Raw genomic sequence first — 19,307 nt, 5'->3', positions numbered from 1 at the left:
ATGGCTCTGACAAACCCACAACTTCCCAGTGGCTCCGAAGATTCGGCGCAGAAGAATCTCGTCGTCAACGACGCGAAAAACGAGCGCGCGCTTTCGGGCGATGAAAAGGCAGCCGTGCTTCTTCTCGCCCTGGGGCCTGATTTCGGCAAGCCTATCTGGGAGGAATTGGACGAGATCGAAATCCGCCAGCTTTCGCGCGCTATGGTTCGGCTCGGACCGATCACACAGGATATGCTCGACGCTCTTCTGAGTGAATTCATCATGGGCGTGTCGAGCTCGGGTGCGATGGCGGGCAATACCGACACAACCGAACGCCTGCTGCTCTCCTTCCTGCCACAGGATCGCGTCGACCAGATCATGGAGGAAATCCGAGGTCCCGCTGGCCGCAACATCTGGGAAAAGCTCTCCAACGTTCAGGAAGATATCCTCGCGAGCTATCTGAAAAACGAATACCCGCAGACCATCGCTGTCGTGCTGACCAAGATCTCGCCCGACCACGCCTCGCGCGTCCTTTCGGTTTTGCCCGAGGAACTCGCGCTCGACGTTGTCCAGCGCATGCTCTCGATCGACCCGGTGCAAAAGGAAATCCTCGAAAAGATTGAGGCGACCTTGCGCACCGAATTCATGTCGACGCTTAGCCACACTCAGCGGCGCGACAGCCATGAGCAGATGGCCGATATCTTCAACGCCTTCGACCGCCAAACCGAGGCGCGCTTCATGACCGCGCTCGAGGATATCAACCGCGAAAGCGCCGAGCGCATCAAATCGCTGATGTTCACCTTCGACGACCTGACGCGGCTTGAGTCCGCGGCGATCCAGACACTCTTGCAGAACTTCGACAAGAAGGAGCTGGCGCTCGCGCTAAAGGGAGCATCGGATACGGCCAAAGAGTTCTTCTTCTCCAACATGTCCGCCCGCGCCTCCTCGATGATGCGCGACGACATGGATGCCATGGGCGCGGTCCGGCTTAAAGACGTTGATGAGGCCCAGAGCCGCCTCGTCAACACCGCCAAGGACCTCGCCGCGCGTGGCGAGATCGTCATCAACAAGGGCAAGGCCGATGAGGAGATGATCCAATGAGTGCCGCCGCCCCTGCAAAGTTCACCTTCGACCTCGACCTCGCCCGCGTGCGCACCAGGACACGCACCCTGCCCGAGGACGAACTCGAGGCCATGCTCGAAGAAGCGCGCCGCTCGGGCTACGAGCAAGGGTTCGCCGCTGGCGAGGCCGGTGCCGCGGCGCGTTCCGCCGATGCGCTTGCCGGGGCCGCGACCACACTCGCCGATAACGCCGCGCAAATGGTCGAAGCACTGGACAGGCGGCAGAAGGAAAACCTCCGCGAAGCCGTTACGCTTGCCGCCTCCATCGCGCGCAAGCTCGCTGCCCATCTGATTGCGCGGCAGCCACATGCGGAATTGACGGCGCTCATTCAGGAATGCTTGGGCGCGCTCGAACACGCGCCGCATCTCGTGGTGCGCTGCCACCCCGAACTGAGCGATGCGATACGGAGTGCCGCTGAGGACCGCATCCGCGCCTCCGGCTTCTCGGGGCGCCTCGTCGTCATGGGCGACCCTGACATCAAGCTCGGCGACGGCCGCATCGAGTGGGCCGACGGCGGCCTCGTGCGCGACATGAATGCCATCTCGAACGACATCAACACCCGGATTTCCGCCTATCTTTCGGCGCGCGGCGCCAAAGAGAACAAGGGAGACTAAACCATGGCCGGAGAAGACGACGCCCCCGGCGGCTCGGACGGCATCACCTTCGAGGAGATGCTCGCCGGCGTCGATGACGAAGAAACCGGTTCGGTCAGCGAGAAAACCGCCAGTGACCTTGAAGCGGTTTTCGACGTTCCCGTCCGGATTTCGGTCGTGCTCGGACGTACGAAAATGCCCGTTGCCAACCTTCTGAAAATGGATGTCGGCACCGTGGTTGAGCTCGACCGCCAGGTGGGCGAGGCCATCGATATCTACGTCAACGACCGGTTGGTTGCACGCGGGGAAATCGTGCTTGTCGAGGGCCGGCTCGGCGTCACCATGACTGAAATCATCAAAGCGGCCTAACAAAGAGCCGAGGAGGTAAAACCATGCGCTTACTGATTGTCGGAGGCCTTGAGGGCCAATTGAGTCAGGCGACGAAGATGGCCATGGATGGCGGCGCCAAGGTCGCCCACGCGGCCGATATCGACGTCGCGCTCGCCTCCCTGCGCTCGGGCAAAGGGGCCGATCTGCTGCTTGTCGACGTCATGGTAGATATCCCCGAATTGCTCGCCAAGCTCGACGCCGAGCGCATCCATATCCCGGTGGTCGCCTGCGGCACCGAGACCAATGCGGCCGCGGCAGTCAACGCCATCCGGGCCGGCGCCAAGGAATATATCCCACTGCCGCCGGACGCCGAACTGATTGCCGCCGTTATCGCAGCAGTCGCCAAGGAGTCCTCCGACTTCCTTTACCGCGATCCCGCAATGGCCAAGGTGGTGAAACTCGCCGACCAAATCGCCGCCTCCGACGCCTCGGTACTGATCACCGGGGAAAGCGGTACCGGCAAGGAGGTGATGGCGAAATACCTTCACGCCCGCTCGCGCCGGGCAGCAAAGCCCTTCATCTCGATCAACTGCGCGGCGATCCCCGAGCACCTGCTCGAAAGCGAGCTCTTCGGGCACGAGAAGGGCGCATTCACCGGCGCTGTCGCCCGCCGCATCGGCAAGTTCGAAGAGGCCAACGGCGGTACGCTGCTGCTCGATGAAATCTCCGAGATGGATTTCCGCCTGCAGGCCAAACTGCTCCGCGCTATCCAGGAGCGGCTGATCGACCGCGTGGGCGGGTCGAAGCCCGTGCCGGTCAACATCCGCATTCTCGCCACGTCCAACCGAGACTTGCCAACGGAGGTGCGCGAAGGCCGGTTCCGCGAAGATCTTTTGTTCCGGTTGAATGTGGTCAACCTGAAACTCCCGCCGCTACGCGAGCGTCCCGGCGACATCGTCGCTCTAGCCGACCATTTCGTCGCGAAATACTCTCAGGCCAACGGGCTGCCCCAACGCGTTCTTTCCCAGACCGCGCGAGACGAACTGCTGCGCGCACCGTGGGATGGCAATGTCCGCGAGCTCGAAAATACGCTCCACCGCGCCGTACTGCTCTCCTCGGGCGATGTCATCGAACCCGAGGCGATCCTCATGCCCGATGGCACTGGGCTGTCCGAGGCCGCACAGGCCCATTCGCTCGCGAGCCAGGCGGCGCAGGCCGCAAACGCCGCCAACCGCGCGCTTGTCGGACGCACGGTCGCAGAGGTCGAGCAGGAACTGATCCTCGACACGCTTAACCACTGCCTGGGCAACCGCACGCACGCAGCCAATATTCTCGGAATTTCGATCCGCACCCTGCGCAACAAGCTCAATCAGTACGCCGACGAAGGGGTGCAGATCCCCGCACCCGGCGAACAGCGTTTCAGCGCAGCCTGAGGATTGAAGTTCTCTAGATGACCGACGCGACGCCCACCGCCACACCGTCCGCCGCGCCGCTTGGCCGGATCAGTGAGATCATAGAAACCATCCGCCAGTCCAATGCCGGGCTGGCGATCGGCGTTGTCGTGATCCTCTCGGTGCTGATCCTGCCGATGCCGCCGGTATTGCTCGACATCATGCTGGCGTGCTCGATCGTCTTTTCGGTCATGATCCTGATGACGGCGCTGTTTATCCAGACACCGCTCGAATTCTCCGCCTTTCCGACCGTATTGCTGGTCTCGGCCATGCTGCGGCTGGCGCTTAACCTCGCCTCGACGCGCTTGATCCTTGCGGACGGGCATACCGGCACGCAGGCGGCGGGCAACGTCATCGAAGCGTTCGGCAATTTCGTCACACGCGGGAATTTCGTCATCGGGATCATCGTTTTCGCGATCCTCTTGATCGTCAACTTCATCGTCATCACCAAGGGTTCGGGCCGTATCGCGGAAGTCGCCGCACGCTTCAACCTCGATGCGATGCCCGGCAAGCAGATGGCCATCGATGCCGATCTCTCCGCCGGGCTGATCGATGAGACCGAAGCCAAGAACCGGCGCAAGACGCTCGAAGACGAAAGTTCCTTCTTCGGTGCCATGGACGGTGCCTCGAAATTTGTCCGTGGCGATGCGATCGCAGGGCTTCTGATCACCTTCATCAACGTGATCGCCGGCATCATCATCGGCACGCTGCAGATGGGACTATCGCTCAACGAGGCAAGCTCGAACTACACGCTCCTCACCATCGGCGACGGGTTGGTTTCCCAAATCCCCGCGCTCATCGTTTCGACCGCTGCGGGTATCCTCGTTTCGAAAGCCGGTGTCACCGGTTCGGCCAACAAGGCACTCACAACCCAGTTCACCGGGTATCCCGTCGCGCTTGCCATGTCGGCGGGCGTGATGTTCCTGATGGCGCTGGTGCCGGGCATGCCGCTCATCCCCTTCGTGACGCTGGGCGGGGCGGTCGGCTATCTCGCCTGGACCACCAACAAGCGCACAAAAGCCGCCGCCCGCGAGGCGTTGCAGAAAGAGGCGACGCAGCAGGCCACTGCCGCAGCCGCACCGGCCGAGGCGCCGATCACCGACAGCCTCAAGATGGATGAATTGAAGCTCGAACTCGGCTACGGACTTCTGAGCCTTGTCAAGGAAGATGACTCCGGCTCCGATCGGCTGACCGAGCAGATCAAGGCGCTCCGCCGCCAGCTTGCCACCGAACTGGGCTTCGTGATGCCCTCCGTGCGCATTCTCGACAACATGCAGCTCGAGCCTAACGTCTATAAGGTCAAGATCAAGGAGGTTGAGGCTGGCCAGGGAACGGTTTTTGCGAGCCAACTGATGGTGATGGATCCCTACGGCAACCAGATCACCTTGCCCGGCCAGCACACCACCGAGCCGACGTTTGGCCTGCCCGCAACCTGGATCGACCCCGCATTGCGCGACGAGGCCGAGGTGCAGGGGCTGACGATCGTCGACCCTTCGACGGTCATATCGACGCATTTGACCGAAGTTCTCAAGGCCAACACCGCCGACCTTCTGAGCTACGCCAACGTCCAGTCGCTGCTTTCAGGACTCGACAGCGATCAGCAAAAGCTCGTCGAGGATATCGTGCCCTCTCAGATTTCCGTCTCGGGAATCCAGCGCGTGCTGCAAGGGCTGCTTGCCGAACGCATCTCGATCCGCGACCTGCCCACCATCCTCGAAGGCATTGCCGAAATCGCGGGCGGCGCACGTTCCACCGCGCAGATCATCGAACACGTCCGCTCGCGTCTCGCCCGCCAGATTTGCGCAGCCAACATGGCGCACGACAATACCCTCCCGCTCATCACCCTCTCGCCCAATTGGGAACGCGACTTCGCCGAGGCGATGGTGGGCGAAGGCGAGGATCGTCATCTCGCTATGGCGCCCTCGAAACTCCAGCAATTTATCTCCGGCATCCAGGGTGCGTTCGAAAAGGCGGCGCAAAACGGCGAAATTCCCGTTCTCATCACCTCGCCGCAAATCCGCCCGCATGTCCGTTCGATCATCGAGCGCTTCCGGCCACAGACCGTTGTGATGAGCCAGAACGAGGTGCACCCACGTGTGCGCCTCCGGACAGTAGGGAGCATCTAACCCGCCTCGCCACTTACCCAATCCAACGCTAAGCTGGATCAGTTTCAAATTTGGGGACCCGCCGCCATGAACGCCATTGCGCTCACCGCCTCGATCATTCCGCTTCTGGCGTTATACCTTTATCAATACGCCGCCCGGATCATCAACGCGCGCCGCCCCTCGCTCTCCATGCTGATGAACGAGCAGCGCTTCAACTGGGTGACCCAGGCAACCCGGCGCGAAAGTCCGCTCGATGGCATCCTCTCGGGCAATATCATGAGCGCTGTGTCGTTCTTTGCCTCGACCACCGCGCTTCTGATCCTCGCGCTCTTTACCGTCATCGGCCAATTACCTCAGTTCGCGCCGGCGCTCTCGACCATCGCTTTCGGCTTTTCCTATTCGGTGGCCGACCTGCAGGTGCACAACATCGCCATGCTGGTGCTGTTCGTTTCAGCCTTCCTGAGTTTCACCCTCTCGTTGCGCCAGTTCAATCATTTCTGCATCTTCATCGGTGGGCTCGACCACACGCGCCCCTCGCCACCCGAGGAAGTCCGCGTCATCGCCCGGATCAACGCCAAGGCAGCCCAAAGTTTCAACGCCGGCATCCGTGCCTATTATTTCGCGATCCCCATGGTCGCGTGGTACGTTTCGAGTTGGGCCGCGCTGGTGGTAACGGTTGGCACCGTCGCCCTTCTGATCCACCGGGAATATTTTTCCGAAGCGCGCTGGCTCGTCGCGCAGATCACGCCCCACTGAACTCAGGAGAACACCCCTTGGCCAGCGACATTAATCACCCCTGGTTCCGCCCCCTATGGACCCGCGCCCTGATGGTCGCGATCTGCGCAGGCCTCGCCGGCTGGGACCTCTACCACGGCAATATCGGCTGGGCGTTGATCTTCGGCGGGCTCGGCGCTTACGCCATCTACGTCTTCTTCATCGCTTGGAAGGACACGCCGGACGATACCGACAAGCCGGAATAGCCCGTCTTCCGGGGCCATTCACGCACCTGCGACCAAAGCTGACATTGACAATCACATTTTAAGCCGTATGTAGAGGGCAGTTACCGGTGCAAACTCGCAACCTCCCTACGGATTTCCATGCTCGTCTGCCAGTGCAACCTGATCACGACCAAGGATATCGAAGATATCGTTGTCGGGATTCTCGATGAGGATCCCTGGCAGCTCGTCGTGCCTGCGCGGGTCTACAAGGAAGCAGGTAAGCGGGGACAATGCTGCGGTTGCGTGCCGAACATTGTAGACATTATCCAAAAGGTCACCGAGAATTATCACCTCATGCTCGAGGGGAACGCGGCCAATCTCGTCGACGTTAGAACGAGACTGAAGGGGCTTCCCAAGAGCACTTCGCGCATGCGCAACGGAGGTGATCATGAAAGGCAACGCAAAAGTCATCGAGCAGCTTAACAACGCGCTGTTTCTCGAATTGGGTGCAATCAACCAGTACTGGGTTCACTTCCGGCTTCTTGATGACTGGGGCTTCAAGCGCCTCGCCCAGAAAGAACGTGCCGAATCCGTCGAAGAAATGCACCACGCCGACAAGCTGATCGATCGCATCGTTTTCCTTGAAGGCCACCCCAACCTCCAACGCGTCGCCCCACTCAGGATCGGCCAGAACGTCAAGGAAGTGCTCGAAGCCGACCTCGCCGGCGAGCTTGACGCCATCAAGGCTTACAAGGAAGCCCGCAAGATCTGCAACGAGGTGGAGGACTACGTCTCCCAGCGGCTTTTCGAAGAGCTCCTCGCCGACGAAGAAGGCCATACCGACTTCCTCGAAACCGAACTCGACCTGCTCGCCAAGATCGGCGAGGAGAAATACGGCCAGCTCAACGCGCTGCCGGCCAATGAAGCTGAATAGGCCTCATCTGTCGGGAACGATTCAGCTCTTGGAAGTATCCGCTTCCTTCCCCAACCCGTCATCACCCGGCTTGTCCGGGTGATCCAGAGCGGCACTTGCGTCAATCACCATGCTCGCGAGTCTTCCGCGCGCTAGTGGTCCTGCACAGTGATTATAACGGGTTGCGCAGCATGTCCTCCCATCCCGCCGTCATCCTCGCGCTTGACGCACTGGTGTCCGGTTCATGGCAAAGCTGCGCCTCCCCACCGTGTCACCCCGGGGCTTGTTCCCGGGGTCTAGTGCCAGGTGCACCGGTTCGTTGGAACGCAAGGACGAGTCCTTTCACGCGCTGGACAGCGCGCCGCTGGATCACCCGAATGAATCGGGTGATGACGGGCTGGGGGTTGGGCACGCGACGAGACCGTAAGCCACGACGATTACGACTGCCGCACCCTTGCACGCTCCGCCCATTTCCCGTTTCATTCCCCTGTAACGAAAAATCTACACGCTCGCCGCCCATGGGCCGCGAATTTCGCTTTTCAGCGTGCCAACAAAACGCTAATGCGGATTTCGACCTTTTTATGCAGAGCGGTCGGGTCCGTCCGCGGGGTAACCCGTACTCGATTGGTGAAGCGGCGAAGGGAGTGCCGTGTGGTTGGAATACCCCAAAGGTAGCTCCTAGCGCGGCGTGTTTGCCACCAATTGCTTTTCTTTTTTCTCAAAGGGAAGGACCACACCTCTCATGCACAAGCCCCTCCTCGCAACGCTCGGCATCGCCCTTCTCGCGACAACGAGCGCCAACGCGCAGTCCGTCAACATCTACAACTGGTCGGACTATATCGCCGAAGACACCCTCGAAAAGTTCGAGGCCGAAACCGGCATCACCCCGGTCTACGACGTCTTCGATTCCAATGAGATCGTCGAAGCAAAACTGCTTGCCGGCAATTCGGGCTATGACGTCGTCGTGCCCTCGGGCTTCTTCCTCGAACGCCAGATTCAGGTCGGCCTGTTCCAGCCGCTCGACAAGTCGCTGCTGCCGAACATGGAGAACCTCGACCCACGGATCATGGAGATCGTCGAAAGCCACGATCCCGGCAGCGAATACTCCGTGCCTTACATGTGGGGCACGACCGGTCTCGGCTACAATGTCGGCATGGTGACCGAACGGCTTGGTGAAGATGGTCCACTCGAAAGCTGGGACCTGCTGTTCGATCCCAAAGTCGCTGCGCAGCTTCAGGACTGCGGCATTGCTGTGCTCGACGCTCCGGTCGAAGTGGTCGCCGCCGCGCTCAACTATCTCGGGCTCGATCCGAATTCGGAAACCGCGGAAGATCTGGCGGCAGCCGAAGCGCTGATCGCCGCGGTACGGCCCTATATCCGCTATTTCCACTCGTCCCAGTACATCACCGATCTGGCCAATGGCGATATCTGCCTGGCCGTGGGGTATTCGGGCGACGTTTTCATCGCTGCAGACCGCGCCGCGGAAGCCGATCAGGGCAACGAGATCACCTATCTCATCCCCGAAGAGGGCGCGAGCCTCTGGTTCGACATGATGGCAATCCCCTCGGATGCCCCGAACCCCGAAGCTGCGCACGCGTTCATCAACTTCATCCTGAAGCCCGAGATCGCTGCCGACATCACCAACTATGTCTGGTACGCCAACCCCAACGCGGCCTCGATGGATATGGTCGACTCCGAGATCGCCAACGACCCGGCGATCTTCCCGACCGAGGAGGTGATGGCCAACCTCTACGCGCTCAAGAGCCACACCCCGCAATTCGACCAGGTGCTCAACCGCTCCTGGACGCGTATCAAGACCGGGCAATAAATCCCGCTAACGCTTGATCGGCAGGGCAGTTCGTGCTGCCCTGCCAACATGTTTTTCCGCGCTTGGGGAACAGACATCATTGAAAAAGCCGCAGATCGCCGCCGATACGCGCCCCTGGCGTGATCCCGACGCCACGCCCTTCGTGCGCATCCGCAACGTCACCAAGACCTTCGGTGACGTCTACGCGGTCGACGACGTCTCGCTCGACATCTACAAGGGTGAGCTTTTCTGCCTGCTCGGAGGATCGGGCTCGGGCAAATCCACCCTCCTGCGCATGCTCGCCGGCTTCGAAACGATGACCGCCGGTGCGATCGAAATCGACGGGCAGGATATGGCGAACGTCCCGCCCTATGAGCGCCCGGTCAACATGATGTTCCAGTCCTATGCGCTCTTCCCGCATATGACGGTGGAGAACAACATCGCCTATGGATTGAAGCGCGAAGGTCTGCCCAAGGCGGAAATCACCGCCCGCGTCGATGAACTTTTGAAACTCACGCGGCTCGAGAATTTCCGCGCGCGAAAACCCCATCAGCTTTCGGGCGGCCAACGCCAGCGCGTGGCACTCGCGCGCGCACTTGCCAAACGCCCCAAGCTTCTCCTGCTCGACGAACCGCTCGGCGCGCTCGACAAAAAGCTGCGCGAGGATACGCAATACGAACTGGTCAAGATCCAGGAAACCCTCGGGGTCACCTTCATCGTCGTCACCCACGACCAGGAAGAGGCCATGGTACTCGCCACCCGGATCGGGGTGATGAACGAGGGCAAAATCGCCCAGATCGGCGAACCCCAGGAAATCTACGAATTCCCCAACACCCGCTTCGTCGCCGACTTCATCGGTACGGTCAATATGTTCGAGGGCGTCGTCACCGAGGACGAAGACGACCATATTAGGATCGATGCCACCGGGGAGGCGGGCTGCGATATCTATGTGAGCCACGGCGTCGATTGCGCGCCCGAGCAGATCCTTTGGTACGCGATCCGCCCCGAGAAAATGGTGCTTTCGCGCGAACAGCCCGAGGGCGACGCCAACATCACCCATGGACTGGTTCAGGACATCGCCTATCTGGGGGACATTTCGATGTACCGGATCATGCTCGACAGCGGCAAGCGTGTGCACGTCACCAAGACCAACGCCTCGCGCTATGACGAAGACGGCATACGCTGGGACGAGAAAGTCTATATCTCCTGGGCGTCCGACGCTGGCGCGGTGCTGACCTCATGAGCGCGGACGCCGAAATCCCCGCGAGCGGCAAACCGCGCCTTACCCTCCGGCTCAGGCGGTACGGGCTCGACGGCCGCCTCGCGGTCATCGCCGCGCCGGCATTGTGGCTGATTTTCTTTTTCCTCGCGCCGCTTCTGGTCGTCCTCAAGATCGCCTTTTCGACTTATGCGCTCGCGCGCCCACCCTATGAGCCGTTGCTGGCGTGGACCGAACAGGGTGTGCTGCAGATCACGCTGCATATCTCCAATTTCCTGCGCCCGATCCAGGATCCGCTCTTTGCCAACGCCTATCTGAGTTCCGTCCAGATCGCCGGCGTCTCCACAGTCATCACGCTGCTGATCGCCTACCCCATGGCGTGGTTCATCGCGCGCAGCGACGAGAAATACCGCAATCTCCTGCTGATGTTGGTTATCCTGCCTTTCTGGACCTCATTCCTCCTGCGTGTTTATGCTTGGATGGGGTTCCTTGGGCAAAATGGCGTCTTCAATCAGCTCCTGCAGGGGTTGGGTCTGACCGATGCGCCGGTGCAAATGCTCTATACGCCCTTTGCGGTCTATATCGGCATCGTCTACACCTACCTGCCCTTCATGGTGCTCCCGCTCTATACGACGCTCGTCAAGCTCGACCAGAACCTGATCGAAGCCTCCGCCGATCTGGGCGCTAAACCCTTCGTCACCTTCCTCACCGTCACCCTGCCGCTCTCGATGCCCGGCATCATCGCGGGCTCGATGCTGGTCTTCATTCCTGCCATCGGCGAATTCGTCATCCCCTCGCTTCTGGGCGGCGCCGATACGCTGATGATCGGACGGGTCTTGTGGGACGAGTTCTTCTCGGGCCGCAACTGGCCCTCTGCCGCAGCGGTCGCCATCATGATGCTGGTGCTCTTGCTGATCCCCATCATGCTGCTCGCCCGCGCCCAGAACGCCGTTGTGGAGAAAGGCGCATGAAACGCGGGCTGCTCATCCCCATCGTCGCAGTGCTGGGCTTTGTGTTCCTCTACGCGCCCATCGTGTCGCTCATCGTCTTCAGCTTCAACGAAAGCCAACTCGTCACCGTCTGGACCGGATTTTCGACCAAATGGTACGGCGAACTCTTCCGCGACCCGCAGATCCTTAGCGCCGCCTGGCTAAGCCTGCAGATCGCGGCGGTGAGTGCCACGATTGCCACCGTACTCGGTACGCTGGCGGGGATCGCACTCACCCGGCTCGGGCATTTCCGCGGCCGCACGGCGCTGACCGGCATGGCATCGGCCCCGCTGGTGATGCCTGAAGTCATCACCGGGCTGTCGCTGCTCTTGTTGTTCGTATCGATGGAAGCGGCTTTTGGCTGGCCCGCCGGCCGTGGCTTTACAACCATCGTTATCGCCCACACGACCTTCTGCATGGCCTATGTCACCGTCGTCGTCCGCTCGCGCCTGATCGACATGGACCGCTCCCTCGACGAGGCCGCGCTGGACCTGGGCGCCACACCGCTGCGGGTCTTTTTCGATATCACGCTGCCGATCATCTCCCCGGCGCTGATCTCGGGCTGGCTGCTAGCGTTCACGCTCTCGCTCGACGACCTCGTGATCGCAAGCTTCGTCTCCGGCCCGGGGGCCTCAACACTGCCGATGGTGATCTTTTCGAAGATCCGCCTGGGCGTTTCCCCCGACGTCAACGCTCTCGCCACTATCATCATCGCAATCGTCGCACTGGGTGTCGCCGGTGCGACACTCTTCGGCATGCGCCGTGCAAAAAACTGACGCTATTAAAGAGACCATGTCCTTCAGCCCCACCGTCCGGCCCACCGTCGCCGCCCTTACCTCCTCACGCATCCGAGACATCGCCAACGCCGCCATGGGCAAGAACGACGTCGCTGCGTTCTGGTTCGGCGAAAGCGACGAGCCGACGCCGGATTTCATCCGCGAAGCAGCGCAAACAGCGCTCACAGAAGGCCAGACCTTTTATACGCACAATCTCGGCCTGCCCGAACTGCGTGAGGCGATTGCGGACTACGAATCCCGGCTGCATGGCGTTTCCCTATCGTCCAGCCGGATTGCGGTGACGGGTTCGGGCGTCTCGGCCCTGATGATCGCCGGCCAACTCGTGCTCTCGCCCGGAGACAAGGCGGTCGTCGTGACGCCGATCTGGCCCAATATCGCCGAAGGCCCACGTCTGATCGGCGCCGAAGTCATCCGGCATCCCCTAACAATCCGGAACGGACGCTGGACACTCGATATCGACAGGCTGATCGAAACGCTGACACCCGACATCGCGTTCTTGATCTTGAACGCCCCCAACAACCCGACCGGCTTCACCATGACGTCCGAGGACCAGAAGGCGATCCTCGAACACTGCCGCAAGCACGGCATCTGGCTCCTGTCCGACGAAGTTTACGAGCGGCTCATCTTCGATGGCACCGATGCCGCGCCTTCGATGATCCGCCACGCCGAGCCGGAGGACCGGCTGATCCTGGTCAACTCCTTCTCCAAGGCCTGGCGTATGACCGGCTGGCGTTTGGGCTGGCTCACCCTGCCCGAGGCGATGATGCCCGACGTGCCCAAGGTAATCGAATACAACACCTCCTGCGCGCCCGCTTTCGTGCAAAAAGGCGCACTCGCCGCACTGACGGACCGACGAGGCGAAGACGCCGTAAATGCCCTCAAAGCCTCCCTTGGCACAGCCCGCGCGACCCTGCTCGAAGGCCTTGCCGCTACAGGCCGGATCGAGGTACCGGACGCCGACGGCGCTATGTACGCCTTCTTCCGCATTGACGGGCATCCCAACGATATGGCCGTCGCCAAAGCCTTGGTGACCGATTACGGTCTCGGCCTTGCTCCGGGCAGCGCTTTCGGCCCCGAGGGCGACGGCTGGCTGCGCTGGTGCTATGCGGCAAAGCCGGAGCGGATCGCCGAAGGCGTGGAACGGCTCAACCGGTTTCTCGCCGCCAACTGACGGCACCACGACCACTTGCCGTAACGGCCCCGCTCCTGTCTCATGCGGCCGGGAGGAATCGGCACATGACATCACGCGAAGATTCGCGCTTTTCCGTTTCGACGTGGAGCTTGCACCGCACGATCGGGCTGTGCTGGTGGGATGCGCCGGGTCAAAAGGCAAAGCCGGAAGAACGCTGGGGCGCCGGCGAGATCGCCATGCGCGACCTTCCAGCGGCGCTCGCCGACCACGGCTATAGCCGCTTGCACCTTTGCCATTTTCATATCGAGAGCCGCTCGCCCGCGTTCTTGAAAGAATTGCGCGCGGCGCTCGAGGACGCACGTGTCACCCTCGGCGTGCTGCTGATCGATGACGGAGACATCACCCATCCGACGCATCACGAGCGCGATAGCGAATGGGCAGCAGGTTGGATCGAGACGGCAGCGCATATAGGCGCGCAATATGCCCGCGTCATCGCCGGAAAGCGGCCGCCATCGGACGATGCGCTCGATCTCAGCGTGCACCATCTCTCGACACTCTCGGATTTCGCAAAGCGCCAGGGCGTATCCCTATGCACCGAAAACTGGTTCGATCTTACGCCCGGTCCCGACGAAATCCTCTATCTCCTCGACCACGTCACGCCCGAGATCGGACTTCTCGCGGACTTCGGCAACTGGACGCAGGACGGGAAATACCGGGACCTCGAAAAAATCCTGCCTCGCGCGATCGATACCCATGCCAAGGCCTATTTCGACGCGTTCTCGAAGATCGACGCCGACGACTACCGGATGTGTATCGAGGCGTGTAAACGCTCAGGATACCGCGGTCCATTCACCCTTATCTATGACGGCCCGGACGCAGACGAATGGGCCGGGCTGGCGGCCGAACGTCGCTTTATCGAGGACAGCCTTGCTCCGGGCTGAGCCTGGTTCAGCTAAGTGCATTGAGGCTGGCAAAGAACCCGATCATGTGCTCGAGCACGGGCGCCCGCCAACGCATCATCGCACCGAGCGACGTGACGATCTCCATATGCCCGATACTCTCATAGTAGCGCTCATCCACCGGAATGCCCGCTTCACTGCTGCGCGACAAACAGGATGAGAATTGGCGTCAATCAAGATGAGAATGCGCGTCGGGGGCCGTGACGGAATGAGGGCGTAGCCCGAATGGAGTTACGGCCCCCGACGCGGCGCCATTTTTTCAAAGGTCCGGCGTCTGTTGATCGCGATCGACCCGGTATTGGAGTGGTTTTCCGAAGAGGGGAATCACTTTGTGCCGGGTTGCCATGTAACCGATCATCAGATGAGGCTTTTCATGAAGTTACGTCGGACGAATACCCTCGCCGCGGCATCCGCCAAGGCAGGGTTCAGCGCGGCAACGGGTTATCGTATCGAGACCGATCCCCGTCTGCCTTCCCAGACGTCCAAGACGCGCGGCCGCCGCCGGCCGGATCCGCTCGAATCTATTTTTGAGGCGGAGGTTGTGCCCCTTCTCAAGGCCGCCCCCGGCATCCGGGCCGTCGCCATTTTCGAGGAGATGCTGCGGCGCCATCCAGAACTCGGCTCTGGCATTCGCCGCACGCTCGAGCGGCGCATCCGCTCCTGGCGTGCCGTTCACGGCGAGGCGCAGGAAGTGATCTTCCGCCAGGTTCACGAGCCCGGCCGCCTCGGCCTGTCGGACTTCACCGACATGGCAAGCCTCGGGGTCACGATCGCCGGCCGGCGGCTTGATCATTTGCTCTACCATTTCCGGCTCGTCTATTCCGGCTTCGAGCACGCCCATGTCATTCTCGGCGGAGAGAGCTTTGTGGCGCTTGCGGAAGGATTGCAGAACGCGCTCTGGTCGCTCGGCGGAGCCCCCCATAACCATCGCAGCGACAGTCTGTCTGCCGCTTTCCGCAATCTTGATGCCGATGCCAAGCAGGACCTGACACACCGCTACGAGGAACTGTGCGCCCATTACGGCATGACGCCTTCGCGCAACAACAAGGGCGTCGCCCACGAGAACGGGTCCATCGAAAGCGCTCACGGCCATCTCAAGAGCGCGGTGCGCGATGCGCTCCTGATGCGGGGCAGTCCGGATTTCGACGACCTCAAAGCCTATCGCGCCTTCATCGACGAGATTGTCAGCCGGCGCAATGCCCACAATGACAAGCGCATCGATGCCGAGCGCGCTCATCTCAAGCAATTGCCCCAGCACCGCACCACGGACTTTGAGGAGGTGGTGGTGCGCGTGGGGCGCACCGGCGGCTTCACCCTCAAGAAGGTGTTCTACACCGTTCCCTCCCGGCTGATCGGCCATCGGCTCAGGGTGCGCCTTTTCGATGACCGGCTCGATGTCTTTGTCGGCGGCACCCATCTGATGACCTTGCCGCGCGGGCGGGCCTCGCCCGAGGGCAAGCACGACCAGGTGGTCAACTATCGCCACGTCATCCATTCCCTGCGCAAGAAGCCCATGGCGCTGCTGCAACTCGTCTATCGCGACAAGCTCTTTCCCCGGCAGGAATATCGCCGAACCTTCGACACCCTCTTGGAGAAGCTTTCCGACAGGCAGGCCTGCAAGACCATGGTCGAGTTGCTGGCTCTGGCCCATGACAGGGGCTGCGAACGTGAACTCGCCGAACGGCTGGCCGACACCCTCGATGAAGGCAGATTGCCGGATATGGCGGTTCTGCGGGCGCACTTCTCCCCGAACCCCGCCAGGTTGCCCAACGTATCGGTGCAGCTCGCATCCCTCAGCGGCTACGAGGCCCTGATCGATGGCGCCCACGAATTCAGTATGGCGGGAGACGTCGCATGAAGAACGCCCACACCGTCGATACCGCCCGTCTCGGCATCCTGCTCAATGAGCTCAGGCTGCCGGCGATCAAAACGCTCTGGCCGCAATTTACCGAACAGGCCGACAAGGAAGGATGGCCCGCCGCCCGCTTTCTTACCGCCATTGCCGAGCATGAACTGGCCGAGCGCGACAGACGAAGAATCTCACGTCATCTTGCCGAGGCCAGGTTGCCACCTGGAAAGACGCTCGACAGCTTCGCCTTCGACGCCGTGCCCATGATCTCCAAGGCTCAGGTCATGGCGATCGCCGCCGGCGACGGCTGGCTCGCCAAGGGGGCCAACATTCTCATGTTCGGTCCACCGGGCGGCGGAAAGAGCCATCTCGCCGCGGCCATCGGGCTCGCGCTCATCGAAAATGGCTGGCGGGTCCTCTTCACCAGGACCACCGATCTCGTTCAGAAGCTTCAGATCGCACGCCGCGAGTTGCAGCTCGAATCCGTCATTAACAAGCTCGACAAGTTCGACCTGCTTATTCTCGACGATCTCGCCTACGTCACCAAGGACCAGGCCGAAACCAGCGTGCTGTTCGAGCTCATCTCCGCACGATATGAACGCAAGTCCATATTGATCACCGCCAATCAGCCCTTCGGCGAGTGGAACAAGGTCTTTCCTGACCCCGCCATGACGCTCGCTGCCGTCGACCGGCTTGTACACCACGCCACCATCTTCGAGATGAATGTTGAAAGCTACAGGAGAAGATCCGCCATGGAAGCAAAGCGAAAGCGTGGCCGGCCGGCGTCCTACGCGACAATCAAAAACTCTCCGCAGATTGTCGCGGAGCGTCAATCACAGGACGAATAACAGCTTGCCAGCGACAGGCTAATCCGTATTCTCAAAAACATCGCGACACCAGATTCTCATCCAGATTGTCGCGCTATACGCTTCACGCAGTTTTTCCGACAGGTTGTGGGTATTGATCGGCTTGACGATCATATCGTTGATCCCCGAAGCCAGGAACATTGGCGGGGCGTCTGGCGTCACGATCTTGACCGGTTGCGTCCCTTCCGGATTAGCCGCCGCCCCGAACGCATCGCGCACCTCACCGAACTCGAAGGGATAGAAATCGTAAGGCCCCGCCAGGCCTGCGACGCCAGCAACCCGAACATTGGCACCCATATCGCGCATATAGGCCGGATCGAGGGCCAGCATCACAGCGTTGTAGGCCCCGGCTGAATGCCCTGCGAGAAAGAACTTCGCCTTATCGCCACCGAAAGCGCCTATATTCTCGTCGACCCACGCCGCGGCCGCCGCGCAGTCGTAAAGAAACGCCGGATAGGCGACCTCAGGCACAAGGCGATAGTCGGGGATGACTGTCACGAAACCACGTGAAGCGAGCGCCCGCCCGACAAACTCATATTCCCAGCGCTCACCCATCTTCCAGGCGCCGCCGTAAATGAACATCACCACCGGCGCATTGCCGGTGGGGTTCTGCGGACAATAAACATCGAGAAGCCCGCGGGGGCCGCCAGCATAAGGAATGCTGTCTCCCAGCTTGACGACACCGGCGTCCATCGCGGAGCCAACATTGAATGGATCCATCAAAGAAAGCGCGGAGACCGAAGCCGGGAAAAGGGTCGGCACAACAGCGCTGGCGCCGAGCAAGGAAAGAAGGGTGCGGCGGGAAATGGTCATTTCGCGTAAAGCTAGCCGGAAATCAGAGAGGTCACTCATGCCGCGAGATCGCGACAAATTTGGGGCCCCAAAGCAAAAAACCCCCTGGTTTTATCCAGGGGGTTTTTTGTTTTTTGCGAGAAGGGTTTATTGTTTGCGCTTTTCAGACCTGGCGGCGACCTACTCTCCCGTGTCTTGAGACACAGTACCATTGGCGCAGAAGCGTTTAACGGTCGAGTTCGGAATGGGATCGGGTTCTGGGCGCTTCGCCATAGCCACCAGGTCGGAAAAGGGCAAACTGGTGTGAACTGGTCTTTGTGTTTTGAGATCTGCGGATATTGGTCAATGAGAGCGATCAAGTTCGATCGAGCTATTAGTACCGGTAAGCTTCACGCATTGCTGCGCTTCCACACCCGGCCTATCGACGTGGTGGTCTACCACGGCTCTGATAGGGAATACTGGTTTTGAAGGAGGCTTCCCGCTTAGATGCTTTCAGCGGTTATCCCGTCCGAACTTAGCTACCCTGCAATGCGGCTGGCGCCACAACAGGTCCACCAGAGGTTCGTCCATCCCGGTCCTCTCGTACTAGGGACAGCTCTTCTCAATATTCCGACACCCACGGCAGATAGGGACCGAACTGTCTCACGACGTTCTAAACCCAGCTCACGTACCACTTTAAATGGCGAACAGCCATACCCTTGGGACCTGCTCCAGCCCCAGGATGTGATGAGCCGACATCGAGGTGCCAAACGATGCCGTCGATAAGGACTCTTGGGCATCATCAGCCTGTTATCCCCGGCGTACCTTTTATCCGTTGAGCGATGGCCCTTCCACGCGGGACCACCGGATCACTATGACCGACTTTCGTCTCTGCTCGAGTTGTCACTCTCGCAGTCAGGCAGGCTTATGCCATTGCACTCAACGAGCGATTTCCGACCGCTCTGAGCCCACCATCGCGCGCCTCCGTTACTCTTTGGGAGGCGACCGCCCCAGTCAAACTACCCACCACACGCTGTCCCGGGTGCTGTTACACCGCGGTTAGACATCCATGACGATAAGGGTGGTATCTCACATTGCGGCTCCACAAGAACTGGCGTTCCTGCTTCAAAGCCTACCACCTATTCTGCACATGCCGACACGAATGCCAGCGTGAAGCTATAGTAAAGGTGCACGGGGTCTTTCCGTCTGACCGCAGGAACCCCGCATCTTCACGGGGAGTTCAATTTCGCTGAGTCGATGCTGGAGACAGTGGGGAAGTCGTTACGCCATTCGTGCAGGTCGGAACTTACCCGACAAGGAATTTCGCTACCTTAGGACCGTTATAGTTACGGCCGCCGTTTACCGGGGCTTCAATTCAAGGCTTGCACCTCTCCTTTTAACCTTCCGGCACCGGGCAGGCGTCAGACCCTATACGTCGCCTTACGGCTTCGCAGAGCCCTGTGTTTTTAATAAACAGTCGCCACCCC

General features: G+C 60.7%; 19 protein-coding genes and 2 rRNA genes (1 of these 21 running past the window's edge). 17 read left to right on the top strand and 4 right to left on the bottom strand.

Annotated elements, in window-relative coordinates; all coding sequences use genetic code 11:
• From fliG to LG281_RS14280, 15 genes are all read left to right on the top strand, one after another.
• Complete coding sequence (fliG, locus tag LG281_RS14350) at positions 1-1,080, top strand: flagellar motor switch protein FliG (protein ID WP_404401836.1); 1,080 nt, start codon at positions 1-3, stop codon at positions 1,078-1,080.
• On the top strand, positions 1,077-1,715 hold the full coding sequence (gene fliH / locus LG281_RS14345; RefSeq protein WP_404401834.1) for a flagellar assembly protein FliH: 639 nt from the start codon (positions 1,077-1,079) through the stop codon (positions 1,713-1,715). Before fliG ends, fliH begins: the two co-directional genes overlap by 4 nt.
• Before the next feature lie 57 nt (positions 1,716-1,772).
• Entirely contained in the window at positions 1,773-2,063 is a 291-nt protein-coding gene (gene fliN, locus LG281_RS14340; protein WP_404406758.1) for a flagellar motor switch protein FliN, read from the top strand.
• Between the two features lie 23 nt (positions 2,064-2,086).
• The gene (locus LG281_RS14335; protein WP_404401832.1) at positions 2,087-3,457 is read left to right on the top strand and encodes a sigma-54-dependent transcriptional regulator; all 1,371 of its coding nucleotides are present in this window, start codon (positions 2,087-2,089) and stop codon (positions 3,455-3,457) included.
• 17 nt (positions 3,458-3,474) lie between these two features.
• Positions 3,475-5,601, top strand: coding sequence for a flagellar biosynthesis protein FlhA (gene flhA, locus LG281_RS14330; protein WP_404401830.1), 2,127 nt, complete (start codon positions 3,475-3,477; stop codon positions 5,599-5,601).
• A gap of 66 nt (positions 5,602-5,667) precedes the next feature.
• The gene (locus tag LG281_RS14325) at positions 5,668-6,336 is read left to right on the top strand and encodes a DUF599 domain-containing protein (RefSeq protein WP_404401828.1); all 669 of its coding nucleotides are present in this window, start codon (positions 5,668-5,670) and stop codon (positions 6,334-6,336) included.
• 17 nt (positions 6,337-6,353) lie between these two features.
• Complete coding sequence (locus LG281_RS14320) at positions 6,354-6,560, top strand: DUF3329 domain-containing protein (protein ID WP_404401826.1); 207 nt, start codon at positions 6,354-6,356, stop codon at positions 6,558-6,560.
• 117 nt (positions 6,561-6,677) lie between these two features.
• A complete protein-coding gene (locus LG281_RS14315; RefSeq protein ID WP_404401824.1) occupies positions 6,678-7,001 on the top strand; it encodes a bacterioferritin-associated ferredoxin in 324 nt (107 codons plus the stop codon).
• On the top strand, positions 6,967-7,452 hold the full coding sequence (gene bfr / locus LG281_RS14310) for a bacterioferritin (RefSeq protein ID WP_404401822.1): 486 nt from the start codon (positions 6,967-6,969) through the stop codon (positions 7,450-7,452). Before LG281_RS14315 ends, bfr begins: the two co-directional genes overlap by 35 nt.
• A 721-nt stretch (positions 7,453-8,173) precedes the next feature.
• Positions 8,174-9,259, top strand: a complete 1,086-nt coding sequence (locus LG281_RS14305) for a polyamine ABC transporter substrate-binding protein (protein ID WP_404401820.1) — start codon at positions 8,174-8,176, stop codon at positions 9,257-9,259.
• 79 nt (positions 9,260-9,338) lie between these two features.
• Entirely contained in the window at positions 9,339-10,481 is a 1,143-nt protein-coding gene (locus tag LG281_RS14300) for an ABC transporter ATP-binding protein (protein ID WP_404401818.1), read from the top strand.
• A complete protein-coding gene (locus LG281_RS14295) occupies positions 10,478-11,428 on the top strand; it encodes an ABC transporter permease subunit (RefSeq protein ID WP_404401816.1) in 951 nt (316 codons plus the stop codon). The genes LG281_RS14300 and LG281_RS14295 overlap by 4 nt, the downstream gene beginning before the upstream one ends.
• Positions 11,425-12,222 carry an ABC transporter permease subunit gene (locus tag LG281_RS14290; protein ID WP_404401814.1) on the top strand — a complete coding sequence of 266 codons (798 nt, stop codon included), beginning with the start codon at positions 11,425-11,427 and terminating at the stop codon, positions 12,220-12,222. Before LG281_RS14295 ends, LG281_RS14290 begins: the two co-directional genes overlap by 4 nt.
• Before the next feature lie 16 nt (positions 12,223-12,238).
• Positions 12,239-13,414 (top strand): pyridoxal phosphate-dependent aminotransferase, encoded by a 1,176-nt coding sequence (locus LG281_RS14285; RefSeq protein ID WP_404401812.1) that lies wholly within the window; start codon positions 12,239-12,241, stop codon positions 13,412-13,414.
• 65 nt (positions 13,415-13,479) lie between these two features.
• Complete coding sequence (locus LG281_RS14280) at positions 13,480-14,316, top strand: sugar phosphate isomerase/epimerase family protein (RefSeq protein ID WP_404401810.1); 837 nt, start codon at positions 13,480-13,482, stop codon at positions 14,314-14,316.
• A gap of 7 nt (positions 14,317-14,323) precedes the next feature.
• Here the strand turns inward: LG281_RS14280 and LG281_RS14275 are convergent, their stop codons facing one another.
• Positions 14,324-14,455, bottom strand: a complete 132-nt coding sequence (locus tag LG281_RS14275; RefSeq protein WP_404401808.1) for a hypothetical protein — start codon at positions 14,453-14,455, stop codon at positions 14,324-14,326.
• Between the two features lie 240 nt (positions 14,456-14,695).
• Here LG281_RS14275 and istA point away from each other — a divergent pair, with 240 nt between their 5' ends.
• Both istA and istB read left to right on the top strand, forming a co-directional pair.
• Entirely contained in the window at positions 14,696-16,192 is a 1,497-nt protein-coding gene (istA, locus tag LG281_RS14270; RefSeq protein ID WP_404401806.1) for an IS21 family transposase, read from the top strand.
• Positions 16,189-17,031: an IS21-like element helper ATPase IstB gene (istB, locus tag LG281_RS14265; RefSeq protein WP_404401804.1), complete on the top strand. Its 843-nt coding sequence runs from the start codon at positions 16,189-16,191 to the stop codon at positions 17,029-17,031. Before istA ends, istB begins: the two co-directional genes overlap by 4 nt.
• Before the next feature lie 18 nt (positions 17,032-17,049).
• On the opposite strand, the gene LG281_RS14260 is transcribed toward istB, so the two are convergent.
• From LG281_RS14260 to LG281_RS14250, 3 genes are all read right to left on the bottom strand, one after another.
• Positions 17,050-17,901 (bottom strand): alpha/beta hydrolase, encoded by an 852-nt coding sequence (locus LG281_RS14260; RefSeq protein ID WP_404401802.1) that lies wholly within the window; start codon positions 17,899-17,901, stop codon positions 17,050-17,052.
• 107 nt (positions 17,902-18,008) lie between these two features.
• Positions 18,009-18,124 (bottom strand): 5S ribosomal RNA (gene rrf, locus LG281_RS14255).
• Between the two features lie 68 nt (positions 18,125-18,192).
• A 23S ribosomal RNA gene (locus LG281_RS14250) occupies positions 18,193-19,307 on the bottom strand (it continues 1,616 nt past the right edge of the window).

It is taken from the genome of Pelagibacterium halotolerans (assembly GCF_044811015.1).
In the GTDB taxonomy this organism is placed as follows: Bacteria; Pseudomonadota; Alphaproteobacteria; order Rhizobiales; family Devosiaceae; genus Pelagibacterium; species Pelagibacterium halotolerans_A.
The sequence above is the reverse complement of the archived record's forward strand: the minus strand, read 5'-3'. Positions and strand labels throughout refer to the sequence as shown.